This window comes from Rickettsia endosymbiont of Hedychridium roseum (assembly GCF_964028255.1).
Lineage (GTDB): Bacteria > Pseudomonadota > Alphaproteobacteria > Rickettsiales > Rickettsiaceae > Rickettsia > Rickettsia asembonensis.
Map to the genome: position 1 here is coordinate 1374871 of NZ_OZ034753.1, position 15442 is coordinate 1390312.

Genomic DNA, 15442 nt, shown 5'->3' on the forward strand with positions numbered 1-15442 from the left:
ATTCAGTCTATATTATTTGGTATAATAACTATTGCATCGGATACGGGACGTATTGTATGTTCGCCTAAAGCTTCATCTTCATCGCCTGTAACATTATTTATAATTTTTCCGCCCATAAATAACGTGGAAGAGCCGCCGCCGTCCAAATTGATTGCCGATTCACATCCAAGGTTTAACATATAATCTGCAAGCTCTGTTTTAGTTAGCCCTATCACAGTATCATTAACAAGATGTTTTTCTAAAATTTTTAACGCTTCGGGAATTGTTAATTTTTCAAAAGTTATACCTTTCTCTTTTTGTAGAATTGATCTAACTTGTGCAAGTTTAAGGTCTTTTATGTGTTGCTTATAAATATGCTCGGCTACAACTATAACTATAGTACCGTCATTACGCACTCCTAAAGCAGTACGAGCATGAGCCGGATTATTTTGCTTTGGATTATCTATAACATTTTTACCGTTTTGAACCAATATGGGAATACCGGTTACTACTGAAGCAGTTTTGCTTAAATTTATAGGCTTACCGTCTTTATCGATAAATTCTAAATTTAGCTTTACATCATCCCCTATTTTTACTATCGGCAAACTTATTTCTTTTGGAAAAGATACTACAAAACCTTTTTGCGGAATTTGATTATCACCATGATTGCTTATGTCCATAATAATCAAATTCTGATCAATCAAGATTTCCTTATTAGTTATGGAGTTAATGTAGTAGATGCCCACACATCATTATAGAAGGTAATATCTTTTGGATTTGAAAAATAATTAACTTGATTTGGAATAATCGATTTATCTCCTATATCTACAGAAATTTTTGCACTAGCCTTGGTAATTTGAATATTGTCCTGAGCTATAATTAGCAAGCTTTGTAGTTGTTTTCTAAGACTAAATAGCTTACCGTCAACCATTAAGGTAAGGCTAGGTCTACCGTCATCGCTACCTGCAATCTCAAAGAATCCGGCATTAATAGCAGCAACTGCATTAGTGCGGCGTGCTATAGCGTCTACTGTTTCTCTGCCTATAACCTGATTGTGAGCTTTAACTAGTTTTAACTCAAAATTCTTAGGATCAATAGTTAACACATGAATAACATGCTTATCTTGCTCATAACGATTATAGGTTAAGCCTTCATGTTCCTTTGCGTATATTTTAAAACTGATTATTAAAGCAAGAAATAAATAAACTAATCTAATCATATTGTTTTACTTTTTTTTACAATAAAATTTAACCATAATGCTTCTTTACTTGGAGAGAATCTCTTACTCTTTTCCGTCCATATTTTAACTATATCAAACAGCCCACCAAAATAAGGTTTTATTGTATCTTCATTCATATTGTAAAAATCGCGAGCATCACGTTGTATAATATCTGAACCATATCCGTAAGAAGCATAAAAAATTCCTTCTGGCTTTAATGCAGCGTGAATTTTTTTATAAACATTGGTTGTTTCATTATAAGGTACATGAAGGAGAGTTGCTTGAGCCCAAACACCATCAAACGACTCCTTAAAATCGATATCTTGAAAAGTTGAGTGCAGTACGTTTATTCCGGTTTCTTTTGTGGCTAATTTCACCATTTCGGTTGAACCGTCAAAAGCAGTAACTTAGTAGCCTTGACTTAAAAAATATTTTGTATCACGACCAACTCCGCAACCAGCATCTAGAATATGAGCTTTATTCGGCAAATAGCTAATAAATTCTTTATAATTATCAGATAAATCTGCATTGATTGTTCTGTTATAAAACTCTTGAGCATTATTATTATAATATTGTATATTTTTCATAATTTTATATTTATTCCCAACTATTAGTATATTTATACTCACCAAACAATAAAATACAAATAATTTCTATTATATCTTTTCATTGACTATTAGACTTAAAAATGGTCTACTTATTAAGAAGTTTTTGCGTAGATACCGTAGTCATCATTGCGTACAAGCATAGGCGTGGTTCTTATGTCATTCCCGCTTTCGCGGGAAAGTGTTGTTGCGTGGATCAGTTTTACCTCTGTCATACCGTGGCTTGACCACGGTATCCAGTTAAAATACTAAAATTATTAGTATTTTTTATTGTTTTTACGGACCTAGTTAGCAAGCCACGGGGTGACACAGTAGGTTTTACCAGTCTACGCAACAATGCCTTGCGGGAATGACATAGGTATCCACACAACAATATCACTTATTAAGAATAAGGCTTAAGGTTTATATGATAAAAAAAATAATATTTGGAATAGCTATTTTACTTAGTACAAGCTGCTTTGCCAATAGTACAACTTCTGACGACTCAAAAAAAGATGCAGCAAAAACCAACGACGCTACAACACAAAAAATTATAGATGATTTTTCTGCTTATGCCGGTACTATAAAACCGGAAGTACGCAAGGAAATACAAGAATATAGAGTAGAAATAGTCGATATTAATAAGAAGAAACGTGAACTATATAATAGCCTTTCCAAAGAGGCTCAAAATTTTTTAGCAGAGCAGCAAAAATATAAACAAAAACTATCCATCTCTAAACTACCTACAGAAGACGACTCTCCAAATAATACTGCTAATTCTAAAGATAATAAGGATACAGATACAAAATAAAATCTGTTATTTTTGTGAACTTGTAGTTGTATGGTATGGGTAGATAAAACCTGTTCCTATGTCATTCCCGCAAAAGCGGGAATCCAGTACTTTAAAGCTTTTTTAAAGTTTTACCTTGAAAAAATGATATAATAAAAAATCTTTAAAATTAAGATTTTTTAGCCTGGATCCCCGCTTTCGCGGGGATGACATCGAGAGTTTTTTAAAAACTGCCCGGTACTATATATAGGTCAAGCCACAGGGTGACAGTGGTGAAGCCTAGATTCCTGCTTTCGTAGGAATGACATAAGAGCGAGTCATACAACAACTCCGCTTTTAGCTAGGTATTTCATAAATCTGCTCTACTACACCATCAAGACCCATTAAAAAAGTATAAACTTTTAATTGGGGGAATTTTTCTTTTATTATATCACGGGCCTTGTTTAAAATTTCTGCATGTGCTGCCGTTTCTTTTTCCTTGGTATTTAGCTGTTCCTGACCTATAAGTATTTTATAAGCTCCACATTCTCTATGATCAAGAAAAACAATTTGTTTGATGTTATGTAATTCTTGTAAAATCTCGATAGTATCTTCTATTGTTTTTCCCCAATAAGTATATTTGTTGTTAACGAGGGCAAGCGATGCACCGGGCAGTGATACTTTATCAAAATTATCTTCTAACCCTAATTGCTTCATTAATTTATCTGTTTCATCTATTAATCTAAAATCTACACAACTAATTAAAAGAGTAGAAGCTTCATTTAATGTTTTTAAATGTTCATTACTTACTTCTACCTTTACAACTTTCTTATTGGCAATTATATCATTGTTAGCAGCGTAAAGATTTAAACTAGACACCATAATAAACCCTAAAATTATATATTTTACATATATCATAAAATTCTCCTATTTAAAAATATTTCTTACATGCTTTAAAATAAGAATAACCTGTAATGATTGTTAAAAAAGCGGCAATCCATAAAATTATTTCCCCTACTATATCTAAATAAATAATTCCTGAACCTTTGGAGCCTAGTATCAATATCGATAAAGCAAACATTTGTAAAAACGTTTTTACTTTAGCGAGTCTCGATACAGGCACACTAACCTTTACTAAAACTAAAAATTCCCGAAGACCGCTAACTAAAAATTCTCGTGCTAAAATTAATAGACAAGGTATCTCATCTACGTTATCTTTTTTTAGTAGCATTATAATAACGCAACCTACTAGTAGCTTATCTGCTATAGGATCAAATATCTTGCCAAAGCTCGTAACTAAATTATATTTTCTTGCAATATAACCGTCAAAAAAATCCGTAATACTAGCTAAAACAAATAATAATGCTCCAAGTTTACGTGCAAGTGAATTATTTATATAAAATGCCAGTATAATAACCGGAATTACCATTATTCGAGCAATAGTTAGATAATTAGGTAAATTTTTATCTATTCTCATTAATTAATTAAATTTATTAATATAATATTGTTGAATTATGGATAGAATATTATTCCAAGACCAATATATTAAAAGCCCAACAGGAAAACTACTAAACATAAATAAAAAAATTAGTGGCATAAATTTCATTACTTGAGCTTGCATCGGATCTGCAGGTTCAGGACTCATTTTTTGCTGTAAGAACATAGTAATAGCCATTAAAATAGGCCATGCTCCAATCATTAAAAATGATGGCGGCGAGAACGGTAATAAGCCGAATAAATTAAAAATAGTAGTAGGGTCAGGGGCAGATAAGTCTTTAATCCAGCCGTAAAACGGTGCTTGCCGCATTTCAATAGTTACATACAATACTTTATAGATAGAGAAAAATACCGGAATTTGAACAAGTATAGGTAAACAACCCGCTACCGGATTTACTTTTTCTTTTTTATATAAAGCCATTATTTCTTGATTTAAACGTGCTTTATCATCACTGTATAAATCTTTTATCCTATCGATTTCCGGCTGTAAATTTTTCATTTTTTTCATCGAACGATAAGACTTATTGGCTAAAGTAAACATTAATAGCTTAATTATAACCGTAACAATTAATATACTAACACCGAAATTACCGACATAGCCATAGAAAAAATTCATGGCGTAGAAAACCGGTTTGGTAATTATATAAAACCAGCCGAAATCAATAGCTCTATCAAATAATTTAATATCATATTGCTTTTCATATTTATCAAGCAAATCTACTTTTTTTGCTCCTGCAAAAATTCTGCTTTTAATGGAGAAATTTTCACCGGGCTTTATTATTTGTACCGGTGAAATAAAATCTACCTGATATCTTTCAGTCCCTTGCTTAAGAGCATAATTAAAATTCGAGCTGTAATTACTTGATTTATCCGGAATCAAGGAAGATAACCAATATTTATCGGTAATTCCTATCCAGTCAACCTTACTTGCTGCAAATTTTTCACTTTTCTTATCTTTAATATCATCATACGAATATTCTTTAAGATTCTCGTCTATACACCCGATAGGTCCTTGATGTAATATATTCACTGCTTTCTCTACGGCAATATATTTACGGTTTATTAAACCGTAAGATTGCACAGGAAGTTCTTTATCACTATTATTAACTATGGTTTGTCCTATAGTAAATAAATAGTTTTCATCGACAGTAATAGTAACTAAAAATTTAACTCCGTCTTCATTAACCCAAAATAAATTAACAGGTTTTTCAGGGCTTAATATTTCACTATCACTATTCCATATAGTATCGTTGTTAGGGAGTTTTACACTAGATAAATTACTAACTAAACCAATTTCAGCAAAATATGCATTTTCTGTATTAGCCGGTGAAAATAATCTCACTTCAGGACTATTGTTAGATAAATCTTGCTTATATTTCTTTAATATTAAATCGTCAAATCTAAGTCCTTTTAATGAAATAGAACCGGTGAGTGATTCAGATTCTATTTTAATACGCTGTACTTGACTTTCTTCTTGAACAACAATATCAGTTGCAGGTTCTACTAAAGCTTTTAACTGTTGTTTCTTTAAATTTTCTGCTTTCTGCACTGCTATTTGCTGTTGCTGTTTTTTTTGTTCAGGTTTTACAACAAAATATTGCCAACCGAAAATTATACTTAAAGACAGTATAATAGCGGCTATTAAATTAATTATATTATTATTCATTCCTAGGTCTTAAATTTTCATATTTTTAAAGCTTTAAGTTTTAAAGCATTTAGAGAAAATAATCAAGTAGTATATATACTTCTTTTCTTTCAAAAGTAGTGAGTATCCAAGATTCCATGTATGGACCTATCCCGCAATGCAAGAAAAAAATAATATAGTAAAAAAATCAAATGCAGCCATGTATCCGGCTTATAGCTAGTAAATCAATAACCCTATAGCCCTGATGGAATCCGCTACCTACAAACTTTTAACTTATCATCTTGTCGACTTCATTAGAGCCTTGGATGCCCTCAGTTTTTTTGTAGGTTAAGGTTTGTCTTATTTACCATCAATATTATCGTCTCACGCATATTCAAGGTTAGAATCTCTATATTATCCTATATTCGTTATTAATATTTAACTAAGCATTATTAATTTATTAGCTACAAACTTTAGTTTCATCATAATCATTACCGGTGTGTAATACTGCAAATACTACCCGTGCCAGTTTATTTGCTACTGCAACAGTAGTTCTATTATGTCCACGTCGTTCTAATAAATTAAACATCCAGTCAGTAAATTTACTAAAATCTTTATTAGTCTTTTGTACTTCAGTTGTAACTCTTCGCTTAGCATTTAGAACCGCCCTTGCTCCTTGAATTAATAAAGTACGTAAGTAAATATCACCTCTCTTACTAATACCTAATAATTTTTCTTTACCTCCGCTTGAATACTGTCTTGGTACCAAGCCAAGCCATGCTGAATTGTCTGCCGTTTTCAAAATATTTAGCATTACCTATCACTGCTATTAATGCCGTAGCGGTAATTAAACCTATACCAGGTATAACTGTTAATTGTTTGTATTTATCCAATTCACCAGCTATTATTTTTAATCGTTTTTCTAACTCTGTTATTTTTTTATTATTATCTATAAATTCTTCTTTCAACTCGCTAAACGTTTGATAGCTAAGTTGGCTTAAAGCTCCACTATCTAAAATCTCTGTTAATGTACTGATAACTTTATTTATCCCTTGGGGAATGATTAAACCAAATTCATGCAACAAGCCTCTAATCTCATTGGCTAGTGCAGTACGGTTTTTTACTAATCTAGCTCTCACCCGATGAATTGATAAAAATATCTTGTTGCTCTATACTCTTGATTGGTACAAATCTCATATTTGGTCTTGTCACTGCTTCACAAATTGCTTCTGCGTCAGCTTGATCGTTTTTATTAGTTTTTACATATGGTTTTACAAATTGCGGTGCTATTAACCTAACTTCATGCCCTAATTTTACTATCTCCCTTGCCCAATAACTAGCCCCGCCACAAGCTTCTATACCTACTAAACATTTTGGCAGATTAACCATAAAACCTAATACTTGATCCCTCATTAATTTTTTCTTTAATACTGTCTTCCCGTTTTTATCTACTCCATGAATTTGGAAAATTCTTTTTGCAATGTCTATGCCAATTGTGCTAACTTCCATTTGTGGACCTCCTTATTGTTATCTAGGATTAATTTCCTACTCTAGAACGATAACATTTTTTATCGATTCCGTATATAGGGTAGGTCCATACCATTATCTTGGATACAAATTTAACTTCAGATATATTATACCACTCCTACATTCTGAAATATTTTTAATTTAAATTCAGGAAGTATAGAAATTAAATGTTCAGAAATATTATCTTGTATATTTTCATAACCTACTAAATTCACTTCTTTAACAAAGATATATATTTCTATAGGCAACCCATTAATCGTAGGTTCAAGCTGTCTTACTAGAAAAGTAAATCCTTCGGTATAAACTGCTGGATTATTTTTTAGATATTCCTGAATATATAATTTGAATAGTTTAATGTTGGTTAAATCTTTCTCTTCTTTATCAAGAGTTATTTTATCTATTACATCCTTTGATATATAAGGAGATTTTTTTAGTTCTTTTAAAATAGTAGCATCACAGAAGTTAATAGTTGCCATATTAATATTAAATACTCTCTTTACCCTTCTTGCTCCTGATTCACTAATTCCTCTATAATTAGTTACGTTAGAATTTAAAACACTGTAAGTAGGAACTGTAGAAATAGATTGGTCAAAATTCCTAATTGTTACTACGGAAATAGTAATTTTTTCAACTGTTCCTTCAATTTCGCCTATACGTACCCAGTCTCCAATATTAATAATTTCTTGAGTAGTTAGTTGCAAGCTTGCAAGTAATCCTAAAACGGTATCTTTGAAAACAAATGTTAAAAGAGCTGCGGCTGCACCTAAACTTGTTAAGAATGTACTAAGCGAAATATTTAATATATATGAAATAGTTACCATTGCTGCAATAACTATGACAATAATTTTTAATATTTGAAAATATAAGCTAAGCGGTGCATTTTTTGTAACGGCCTTGATCCTATTGTTATATAAATCTGCAAAAGCATCTATAAGCGTTAATAATAACATCGTCACGGATATACTAGTATATAAGATTACTATAGTATCTTTGATTCCCAGTAATACATGTGCTTTAAAAGAAGTAGGATGAAAAACATTTCCCCAACCTATAAAGTAAAGTGCTAATAAAGTGTTTAATAAATAACGAAATATAGGATATTTTTTTAGTATCCTTTCATAATCATCATAATGATGTCTAGTTAAATAATTTTTTACAGGAATAAAAATTAATCTTTTAATTAGAACTATCACCGGTATAAGAGATACTAACATAACAAACAATAATACTAACTCAGTACTTGAGGTATGATATAGATCCATTAAATATTGCATATTTTACCTATCATTATTATTATAAATATAAATCTTTTTTATTATTACTAAGAATTTTATTTTTATCAATAATTTTAACTCAAAAGAACTTGGTATTGCTAACCAAATATAGATACTGTCATTGCGAAGCCACGAAGTGGCTGTGGCAATCCATAAAAATAATAAAAAACCGGATTGCTTCGTCAATTACTTACGTAATTTTCCGTAACTCAGATGTTAAATGAATTAAATAACTTATTATGACATTTCCTAATATCAATACAATTATTTTCTCTATAGGTCCACTTGCTGTCTCTTGGTATTCTCTTTCATATGTAGTAGGAATTTTGCTAGGTTGGTTCTATGCAAACAAAATTATAGAAAAATTTAAACCTCAAATTACTAAAAAAAATCTAGAAGATTTCATTACTTATGCCGTTATAGGCATAATAGTCGGAGGCAGACTAGGATTTGTTTTATTATATAACCCTTCTAGATATTTTTCAAATCCAATAGATATCTTAAAAACTTATGAAGGCGGTATGTCTTTCCATGGCGGAGCTTTAGGGGTGATTATTGCTGCTTATTTGTTTTGTCGAAAATATAAAATTAATTTTTTAAGTCTCACAGATATAATAGCCCCTGTAGTACCTATCGGATTATTTTTAGGTAGAATCGCTAATTTTATTAACGGCGAACTATACGGACGTATTACAAATTCTTCTTTTGGTATGATTTTTCCTAATAGTGATTTGATGCCAAGACATCCTAGTCAATTATATGAAGCTTTTTTTGAAGGTTTAGTATTATTTTGTATCTTAGCGTATGCAACATTTAAGCACAAAACTCTTAAAAAGTACGGTTTAAACTCAGGAATATTTTTAATATTTTACGCTCTTTTCCGAATCGCTATTGAAATATTTAGAGAACCAGACATACAAATCGGGTTTATTTTAGATAGCTTAACTATGGGACAAATCTTATCTGTACCTATGTTACTTTTAGGAAGTTATTTAATATGTCAATCGAATCCAAAATAAGACAATCAATTGAACAAAACGGCTATATTACTTGCGATGTTCTCATGCAGGAAGTATTACAATCAAATCCTACTTCCTATTATAAGCAAGTAAAATCATTGGCTAGCGAAGGGGACTTTGTTACAGCTCCTGAAATTTCGCAGCTATTCGGTGAAATTATCGGCTTATGGTGTATCAAGGAGTGGCAAAGAATCGGTTGCCCAAAAAGTCTTAGTTTGGTTGAGCTTGGTCCCGGTCGAGGTCTATTAATGCGTGATTTACTACGCACTGCAAAATTAGTACCAGAATTTTACAAAGCTTTATCAATTGAACTAATAGAAATTAATCAAAATTTTATTGCTCATCAAAAGGCTAATTTACAAGATATTAATTTACCGATTAGCCATCGATCATTTGTAGAAGATATACAAAAAAAACCTACTATAATAATAGCTAATGAATTCTTTGATGCTATGCCGATAAAGCAATATATTAAAGTCAAGGAATTATGGTATGAAAGAATATTTGTAGTGCAACCGGTAGACGGCAGAATTAAATACGATAAAATAAGCATTAATAAGCAATTACAAGAATATTTGCTGCGTACTCATATTGAAGCAAAAGACGGAGCAGTGCTTGAAGAATCTTATAACTCAATAGAAATTATAAAATTTATAGCACAACATCTAAAAAAACTAAGCGGCAGCTGCTTAATAATAGATTACGGCTATGATCTAGCTCCGGGTAACAGAACTAGATATCAGTATAATCCAACATTACAAGCGGTTGAAAACCATAAATATTGCCCAATCCTTGAAAATCTTGGAGAAGCTGATTTATCGGCACATGTGGATTTTTATACATTAAAAACAGTAGATAAAAATAGTGAAATAAATGTAATAGATACAATATCGCAACGAGATTTTTTAATAGAAAACGGAATCTTATTACGCAAACAAACATTGCAAGATAAGCTTAGCAAGGAGCAAGCAGGGATAATAGAAAAACAAGTAGAGAGGCTAATATCCCCAAAACAAATGGGAACATTATTTAAAGTATTACAAATTATTAATTAATCTATTTTGGCTCTTTCACAGAACCTAAGTTCTGAGTTTTGATTATAAAGGGACAACTTAAGTCGCCTTCTTCACATTTCAGCATGGCTTCAAATTCTTTTTTTTATACGCTCTTCGGTTTTTTCTGTAAGACACATAAGCAGTATCATTGGATATACGGAACCGCCATAAACCCCAGAACTCCGAAATTCACAATCAGCATCTCGGTACTTAATCCATAAATTTGGGGATTTTTTAAGTAAATTAACTTTTTCTTGTTCGTCTGAAATATGCTTTAATATTTCTTTATATATTTTATTTAGTTTCTTATCAACTTTCTTATATTCTTCGCCAGCACAATAATTCATGTCACCTTGTGTCATGGCATTATTACAATCAACAGCAAAAGCACAAGATATCGAACTAAGAAATAACCAACAAAAAATAATTGTTTTTTTCATTATTTTATCATTTTAAAAATAATTAATTAAGAATCATACGCCATGACGTTCTGCAATTAAACTTTTTATTTTACCTATAGCCTTAGCAGGGTTTAAGCCTTTCGGGCAGGTCTTAGTACAGTTCATAATCGTATGGCAACGATAAAGCTTGAACGGATCTTCTAAATCTTCAAGACGTTCGCCGGTATGATCATCCCTTGAATCGGCAATCCATCGATAAGCCTGCAATAAAATCGCAGGACCCAAATATTTATCACCGTTCCACCAATAGCTAGGACAGGAAGTAGAACAGCAAGCACATAATATACACTCATATAAACCGTCAAGCTTTTCTCGGTCTTTAATCGACTGTAACCTTTCAGAGTTTGAAGGGGTAGGGCTATCGGTTTTGAGCCAAGGTTCTATAGATTCGTATTGTGCATAAAAATGCGACATATCAGGTACTAAGTCTTTCACTACTTTCATATGAGGAAGCGGATAGATTTTGATATCGCCTGATATCTCTTCTATCGGTTTTATACATGCTAAAGTATTTGTACCGTCAATATTCATGGAACAACTACCGCAAATTCCCTCTCGACAAGAACGCCTGAACGTTAGAGTCGAATCGATTTCGTTTTTGATTTTAATTAAAGCATCTAAAACCATCGGTCCGGTTTTGCTTAAATCTATCTCAAAACTATCGATAGTAGGATTCTCATCAAGATCAGGGTCATACCTATAAATTTTTACCTTTCTAGGTTTAAGCATTTCCTCGTGTTCTTTATGCTCTTTTCCTTTTTTTACTAATGAATTTGGCGGTAATCTTAACTCTGCCATTTAAGTACTCTCTTAAAATTTATTTTTAGGACTATACAAAATAATTAGCTAATTCACAATCTTTCATACCATTAACAAAATCTTTGATTTTTAATTTTAGTTGAATGTTATTACCGGGATGTTTAATTGAATCTTTAGGGATTGTTTTACTTAAAGAGCCATTCCCCCCTTTTCGTTGAATTACAATATAATTACCTATTATAATATTACCCTTATTTGTAAAAATAATATCATAATTTAGAGCTTTTAGAACATCTTTCATTACATATATACGCATTAGTTTTTCTTCTCTCTGATATAAAACTAATAACTCTCTTACAGTTTCATTTGAGAATGACCATTTAACCATTTCTTTTGCAATAGGCTGAAAAATCAATAACACCCTTTCTTGTTCTTCAAATGGAATTAAATTTGACTTAATATTTCTCGATTTGTTAATTATCAAATTTTGTAGATAATCTAAACAATTTAAGTTAAATGTTTTGCAAAAATTACTTATAGACGCTCTTGTAAATTGATTATAGGCTATTGCCTGCTTATATGCCTTAATACTAACATCTATGTTATAACCGCAGCTAAAATTCATTTTAACATCAGATTTTTCTGCATATATTCCTGTGCTAATAGCATGTGAAAAATTGCCTTCTATTTTAAAAACATCTCTAATCTTATCTATTATATCAATATGTTCACTGATACTATTTTTAAAAAGATTTTCTACATTTTTACCTATATATGCGTTTCCATTATCCATTAAACTGCTATTATTGAGTCATATATATTTGCTATTATTTGTGGAATTACTGAGTTGCCTAATTGCCTATAACCCTTTAATCCATCTGCAACATAATGATCTTGAGGGAAACCCATTAAATATTTACATTCATTGATTGATAGTCTTCTTATCTTATCATTTATATAATAAAGACCGGTTCTAGCACCAACACCGCCACCAAAAGCCGATAAAGTTATTGAATGACCGAAAGGGCTGTAAATCCTTTCACCTTGACCGCCTTTATTAACTTGACCGATCCTAATTGGCTTTAATTGCTTTTCAACCGGTGTTTTATCTAAAACAATATCATCTCTATTAATATATAAACTTTTATCAACATCCTTTTCTAAAATATCACCAAGAAAAATCCTTTCATAAGATTCTTTCGGCTTTACGTATTTGAGTGTATATTCACTGCTAAAATCTTTTCGTAAACAAACAAAATAAACTCTTTCTCTTGCTTGCGGTACTCCAAATAATGAAGCATTTAACACATTTCTATATACTTTATAGCCAATCTCATCTAATTTTTGGTCTATAGTTTCAATTACACTGCCATTATCAATATTCAGAATATTTTTGACATTCTCAAGTAATAATATATAGGGTTTGTGATATTGTGCTATTCTTATTATTTCATAAAAGAGTCTACCGTTAATATCATCTATACCAAGCCTCTTACCTGAAATACTAAAAGATTGGCAAGGAAAACCGGCACATAAAATATCATGTTTAGGGATTTTGTTTTCCGGTATTTCAGTAATATCACCATACGGCTTATCACCAAAATTTCTTTTATATGCTTCTTGTACGTCTTTGTCTAAATCAGAAGAAAAAACACATTCAAGATCCTTTGTTTCCAAGGCTTTTCTAAAACCACCGATGCCGCAAAATAAATCTATAAATTTATACATAAATTATACTATTAAACTTAGGAAGCGGAATTTTCTTTTTTAGCCTTAGCTGTTTTTGTTTTCTCAGGTGATTTTTCTTTATCTATTTTTATAGTAGATGAATCATTAAAAGGAAATTTATTTTCTTCTTCTGAATCTAAAGCTCTACCGCTAAGTAAATTTTTAATTTGCTGACCGGATAATGTCTCATACTCAATTAAAGCATTAGCTAAAGTATGAAGCTGATCTATATGTTTTGTTAAAATATCTTTTGCAAATTCATATCCTTGCGTAATAATTCTTTTAACTTCGGCATCGATTAACTCTGCAGTAGCTTCCGAGGTTTCATTACTCGGTTGTCTACCATACATATCATCACCGCTTGAACCATGGAATATCGGTCCTATTAAATCACTTAAACCTGCTTTTGTAACCATCGCTCTTGCAATATTAGTTGCACCTTTTATATCCGATGAAGCTCCTGAGGTAACTTTATTTCTACCGAAAATAATTTCCTCTGCTACTCTTCCTGCCATATAAACCGCTATAGATGATTCCATCTGTTCACGATTCTGAGAATATTCATCAGTTTCAGGAAGTCTTTGCACCATCCCAAGAGCATTACCGCGCGGTATAATCGTAGCCTTATGAATAGGCGATGCTGCAGGACAATAAAGCCCTACTAATGCATGTCCACCTTCATGATATGCAGTCAATTTTTTTTCTTTTTCCGACATTGCAATAGAACGACGTGCAACTCCCATCAGCACCTTATCTTTTGCCTCTTCCATATCGTGCATATCTACTTCTTTCTTACCAAGCCTTGCAGCAATAAGAGCAGCTTCATTAACTAAGTTAGCAAGTTCAGCACCGGAAAAGCCCGGGGTACCACGAGCAATAATTCGTGCTAGTACCGTACTATTATATTTAATTTTCTTTAAATGTACTTTTAGAATTTGCTCACGACCGTTTATATCAGGGTTTGCAACGGCAATTTGACGATCAAACCTACCGGGACGTAGCAATGCACGATCAAGAACATCAGGACGGTTTGTAGCTGCAATGATCACAACTCCCTCATTTGCTTCAAATCCGTCCATTTCGACTAACATTTGGTTTAAGGTTTGCTCACGTTCATCATTGCCGCCGCCCATACCGATACCTCTATGGCGACCTACCGCATCAATTTCATCGATAAAGATAATACAAGGAGCATTACGTTTACCCTGTTCAAACATATCACGCACACGGCTTGCACCGACACCCACAAACATTTCAACAAAATCAGAGCCTGATATGCTAAAAAACGGAACATTAGCCTCACCTGCAATTGCTTTAGCAAGAAGGGTCTTTCCTGTTCCAGGAGGTCCTATAAGTAAGCAGCCTTTCGGTATTTTACCCCCAAGCTTTTGGAACTTGCTTGGATCTCTTAAGAAATCTACTATTTCAGTTAATTCTTCTTTTGCTTCATCGATACCTGCTACATCTTTAAAGGTAATTTTTGGTCCTTTATCTGATAGCAACCTAGCTTTCGATTTTCCAAACCCCATGGCTTTCCCGCCTCCATGCATTTGACGCATGAAAAAAACCCAAACACCTATCAATAAAAGCATAGGAAACCAAGAAATTAAAAAGCCTAAAAAGGTATTCATTCTTGTTTCAAGAGGCACCACTTCAATATTAACGTCATTACTAGTAAGACGATTTACTAAATCAGGATAATCAGGAGCATAAGTGTTAAAAGTAGAGCCGTCATTTGAAGTGCCTTCAATTACTCTACCTTGAATTTTTACCGAATTAACGGTCTTTTCATCAACTCGCGTTAAAAAATCCGAGAAAGTTATATTATTTCTTCCGCCAAGTAAACTGTCAGATTGGAAAACATTAAAAAGTAATATTACAAAAACAAAAAGTGCTGCCCAAGCTAAAATACTTCTACCTTGATTATTCATCGATATAAAACCTAAT

At 32.0% G+C, this 15442-nt stretch carries 17 protein-coding genes and 2 pseudogenes; 3 read left to right on the forward strand and 16 right to left on the reverse strand.

Features of this window, described 5'->3' with window-relative positions; all coding sequences use genetic code 11:
- Nucleotides 1-2: 2 nt before the first annotated feature.
- The 5 genes from AC5587_RS07950 to AC5587_RS07970 all read right to left on the reverse strand — a co-directional run bounded on the left by AC5587_RS07950 (nt 3) and on the right by AC5587_RS07970 (nt 2176).
- On the reverse strand, nt 3-683 hold the full coding sequence (locus AC5587_RS07950; RefSeq protein ID WP_499162388.1) for a phosphodiester glycosidase family protein: 681 nt from the start codon (nt 681-683) through the stop codon (nt 3-5).
- 14 nt (nt 684-697) lie between these two features.
- Nucleotides 698-1198 carry a hypothetical protein gene (locus tag AC5587_RS07955; RefSeq protein ID WP_499162389.1) on the reverse strand — a complete coding sequence of 167 codons (501 nt, stop codon included), beginning with the start codon at nt 1196-1198 and terminating at the stop codon, nt 698-700.
- Nucleotides 1195-1578, reverse strand: coding sequence for a methyltransferase domain-containing protein (locus tag AC5587_RS07960; RefSeq protein ID WP_499162390.1), 384 nt, complete (start codon nt 1576-1578; stop codon nt 1195-1197). The genes AC5587_RS07955 and AC5587_RS07960 overlap by 4 nt, the downstream gene beginning before the upstream one ends.
- 27 nt (nt 1579-1605) lie before the next feature.
- Nucleotides 1606-1785, reverse strand: a complete 180-nt coding sequence (locus AC5587_RS07965; RefSeq protein WP_410527621.1) for a class I SAM-dependent methyltransferase — start codon at nt 1783-1785, stop codon at nt 1606-1608.
- 229 nt (nt 1786-2014) lie between these two features.
- Nucleotides 2015-2176 (reverse strand): hypothetical protein, encoded by a 162-nt coding sequence (locus AC5587_RS07970; RefSeq protein ID WP_499163046.1) that lies wholly within the window; start codon nt 2174-2176, stop codon nt 2015-2017.
- Between the two features lie 33 nt (nt 2177-2209).
- Here AC5587_RS07970 and AC5587_RS07975 point away from each other — a divergent pair, with 33 nt between their 5' ends.
- Nucleotides 2210-2593: a hypothetical protein gene (locus AC5587_RS07975; RefSeq protein ID WP_499162391.1), complete on the forward strand. Its 384-nt coding sequence runs from the start codon at nt 2210-2212 to the stop codon at nt 2591-2593.
- 315 nt (nt 2594-2908) lie between these two features.
- Here AC5587_RS07975 and AC5587_RS07980 read toward each other — a convergent pair whose 3' ends face one another.
- The 6 genes and pseudogenes from AC5587_RS07980 to AC5587_RS08005 all read right to left on the reverse strand — a co-directional run bounded on the left by AC5587_RS07980 (nt 2909) and on the right by AC5587_RS08005 (nt 8473).
- Entirely contained in the window at nt 2909-3469 is a 561-nt protein-coding gene (locus tag AC5587_RS07980; RefSeq protein ID WP_499162392.1) for a carbonic anhydrase, read from the reverse strand.
- Between the two features lie 13 nt (nt 3470-3482).
- The gene (gene pgsA / locus AC5587_RS07985) at nt 3483-4028 is read right to left on the reverse strand and encodes a CDP-diacylglycerol--glycerol-3-phosphate 3-phosphatidyltransferase (RefSeq protein WP_499162393.1); all 546 of its coding nucleotides are present in this window, start codon (nt 4026-4028) and stop codon (nt 3483-3485) included.
- Between the two features lie 3 nt (nt 4029-4031).
- Nucleotides 4032-5714 carry a membrane protein insertase YidC gene (gene yidC / locus AC5587_RS07990; RefSeq protein ID WP_499162394.1) on the reverse strand — a complete coding sequence of 561 codons (1683 nt, stop codon included), beginning with the start codon at nt 5712-5714 and terminating at the stop codon, nt 4032-4034.
- Between the two features lie 418 nt (nt 5715-6132).
- Nucleotides 6133-6496 (reverse strand): annotated as a pseudogene (locus AC5587_RS07995) (transposase).
- 234 nt (nt 6497-6730) lie between these two features.
- Nucleotides 6731-7181: pseudogene (locus AC5587_RS08000) on the reverse strand (IS110 family RNA-guided transposase); the annotation flags it as partial.
- Between the two features lie 125 nt (nt 7182-7306).
- Entirely contained in the window at nt 7307-8473 is a 1167-nt protein-coding gene (locus AC5587_RS08005) for a mechanosensitive ion channel family protein (protein WP_499162395.1), read from the reverse strand.
- Nucleotides 8474-8712: 239 nt separating this feature from the next.
- On the opposite strand from AC5587_RS08005, the gene lgt reads away from it, so the two are divergent.
- Together lgt and AC5587_RS08015 are read left to right on the forward strand one after the other, a co-directional pair.
- Nucleotides 8713-9492 carry a prolipoprotein diacylglyceryl transferase gene (gene lgt / locus AC5587_RS08010; protein WP_499162396.1) on the forward strand — a complete coding sequence of 260 codons (780 nt, stop codon included), beginning with the start codon at nt 8713-8715 and terminating at the stop codon, nt 9490-9492.
- Nucleotides 9471-10547 (forward strand): class I SAM-dependent methyltransferase, encoded by a 1077-nt coding sequence (locus AC5587_RS08015; RefSeq protein WP_499162397.1) that lies wholly within the window; start codon nt 9471-9473, stop codon nt 10545-10547. Before lgt ends, AC5587_RS08015 begins: the two co-directional genes overlap by 22 nt.
- Nucleotides 10548-10636: 89 nt before the next feature.
- Here AC5587_RS08015 and AC5587_RS08020 read toward each other — a convergent pair whose 3' ends face one another.
- Genes AC5587_RS08020 through ftsH form a run of 5 tightly spaced genes read right to left on the reverse strand, consistent with a single transcriptional unit; the run spans nt 10637 to nt 15426 of the window.
- A complete protein-coding gene (locus tag AC5587_RS08020) occupies nt 10637-10987 on the reverse strand; it encodes a lysozyme inhibitor LprI family protein (protein WP_499162398.1) in 351 nt (116 codons plus the stop codon).
- Nucleotides 10988-11020: 33 nt separating this feature from the next.
- Entirely contained in the window at nt 11021-11806 is a 786-nt protein-coding gene (locus tag AC5587_RS08025) for a succinate dehydrogenase iron-sulfur subunit (protein ID WP_499162399.1), read from the reverse strand.
- Nucleotides 11807-11837: 31 nt separating this feature from the next.
- On the reverse strand, nt 11838-12560 hold the full coding sequence (locus tag AC5587_RS08030) for a hypothetical protein (RefSeq protein ID WP_499162400.1): 723 nt from the start codon (nt 12558-12560) through the stop codon (nt 11838-11840).
- A complete protein-coding gene (locus AC5587_RS08035; protein WP_499162401.1) occupies nt 12560-13495 on the reverse strand; it encodes a DNA cytosine methyltransferase in 936 nt (311 codons plus the stop codon). The genes AC5587_RS08030 and AC5587_RS08035 overlap by 1 nt, the downstream gene beginning before the upstream one ends.
- Nucleotides 13496-13512: 17 nt before the next feature.
- On the reverse strand, nt 13513-15426 hold the full coding sequence (gene ftsH, locus AC5587_RS08040; protein ID WP_499162402.1) for an ATP-dependent zinc metalloprotease FtsH: 1914 nt from the start codon (nt 15424-15426) through the stop codon (nt 13513-13515).
- Nucleotides 15427-15442: the final 16 nt, after the last annotated feature.

What these genes read in the sequence shown, in the direction of transcription:
- AC5587_RS08005 (WP_499162395.1), bottom strand. Translation starts at nt 8,473, where the DNA reads ATGCAATATTTAATGGATCTATATCATACCTCAAGTACTGAGTTAGTA.
- AC5587_RS08035 (WP_499162401.1), bottom strand. Translation starts at nt 13,495, where the DNA reads ATGTATAAATTTATAGATTTATTTTGCGGCATCGGTGGTTTTAGAAAA.
- AC5587_RS08030 (WP_499162400.1), bottom strand. Translation starts at nt 12,560, where the DNA reads ATGGATAATGGAAACGCATATATAGGTAAAAATGTAGAAAATCTTTTT.
- AC5587_RS08020 (WP_499162398.1), bottom strand. Translation starts at nt 10,987, where the DNA reads ATGAAAAAAACAATTATTTTTTGTTGGTTATTTCTTAGTTCGATATCT.
- AC5587_RS07965 (WP_410527621.1), bottom strand. Translation starts at nt 1,785, where the DNA reads ATGAAAAATATACAATATTATAATAATAATGCTCAAGAGTTTTATAAC.
- lgt (WP_499162396.1), top strand. Translation starts at nt 8,713, where the DNA reads ATGACATTTCCTAATATCAATACAATTATTTTCTCTATAGGTCCACTT.
- AC5587_RS07960 (WP_499162390.1), bottom strand. Translation starts at nt 1,578, where the DNA reads ATGGTGAAATTAGCCACAAAAGAAACCGGAATAAACGTACTGCACTCA.
- ftsH (WP_499162402.1), bottom strand. Translation starts at nt 15,426, where the DNA reads ATGAATAATCAAGGTAGAAGTATTTTAGCTTGGGCAGCACTTTTTGTT.
- AC5587_RS07980 (WP_499162392.1), bottom strand. Translation starts at nt 3,469, where the DNA reads ATGATATATGTAAAATATATAATTTTAGGGTTTATTATGGTGTCTAGT.
- yidC (WP_499162394.1), bottom strand. Translation starts at nt 5,714, where the DNA reads ATGAATAATAATATAATTAATTTAATAGCCGCTATTATACTGTCTTTA.
- AC5587_RS07955 (WP_499162389.1), bottom strand. Translation starts at nt 1,198, where the DNA reads ATGATTAGATTAGTTTATTTATTTCTTGCTTTAATAATCAGTTTTAAA.
- AC5587_RS08025 (WP_499162399.1), bottom strand. Translation starts at nt 11,806, where the DNA reads ATGGCAGAGTTAAGATTACCGCCAAATTCATTAGTAAAAAAAGGAAAA.
- pgsA (WP_499162393.1), bottom strand. Translation starts at nt 4,028, where the DNA reads ATGAGAATAGATAAAAATTTACCTAATTATCTAACTATTGCTCGAATA.
- AC5587_RS08015 (WP_499162397.1), top strand. Translation starts at nt 9,471, where the DNA reads ATGTCAATCGAATCCAAAATAAGACAATCAATTGAACAAAACGGCTAT.
- AC5587_RS07975 (WP_499162391.1), top strand. Translation starts at nt 2,210, where the DNA reads ATGATAAAAAAAATAATATTTGGAATAGCTATTTTACTTAGTACAAGC.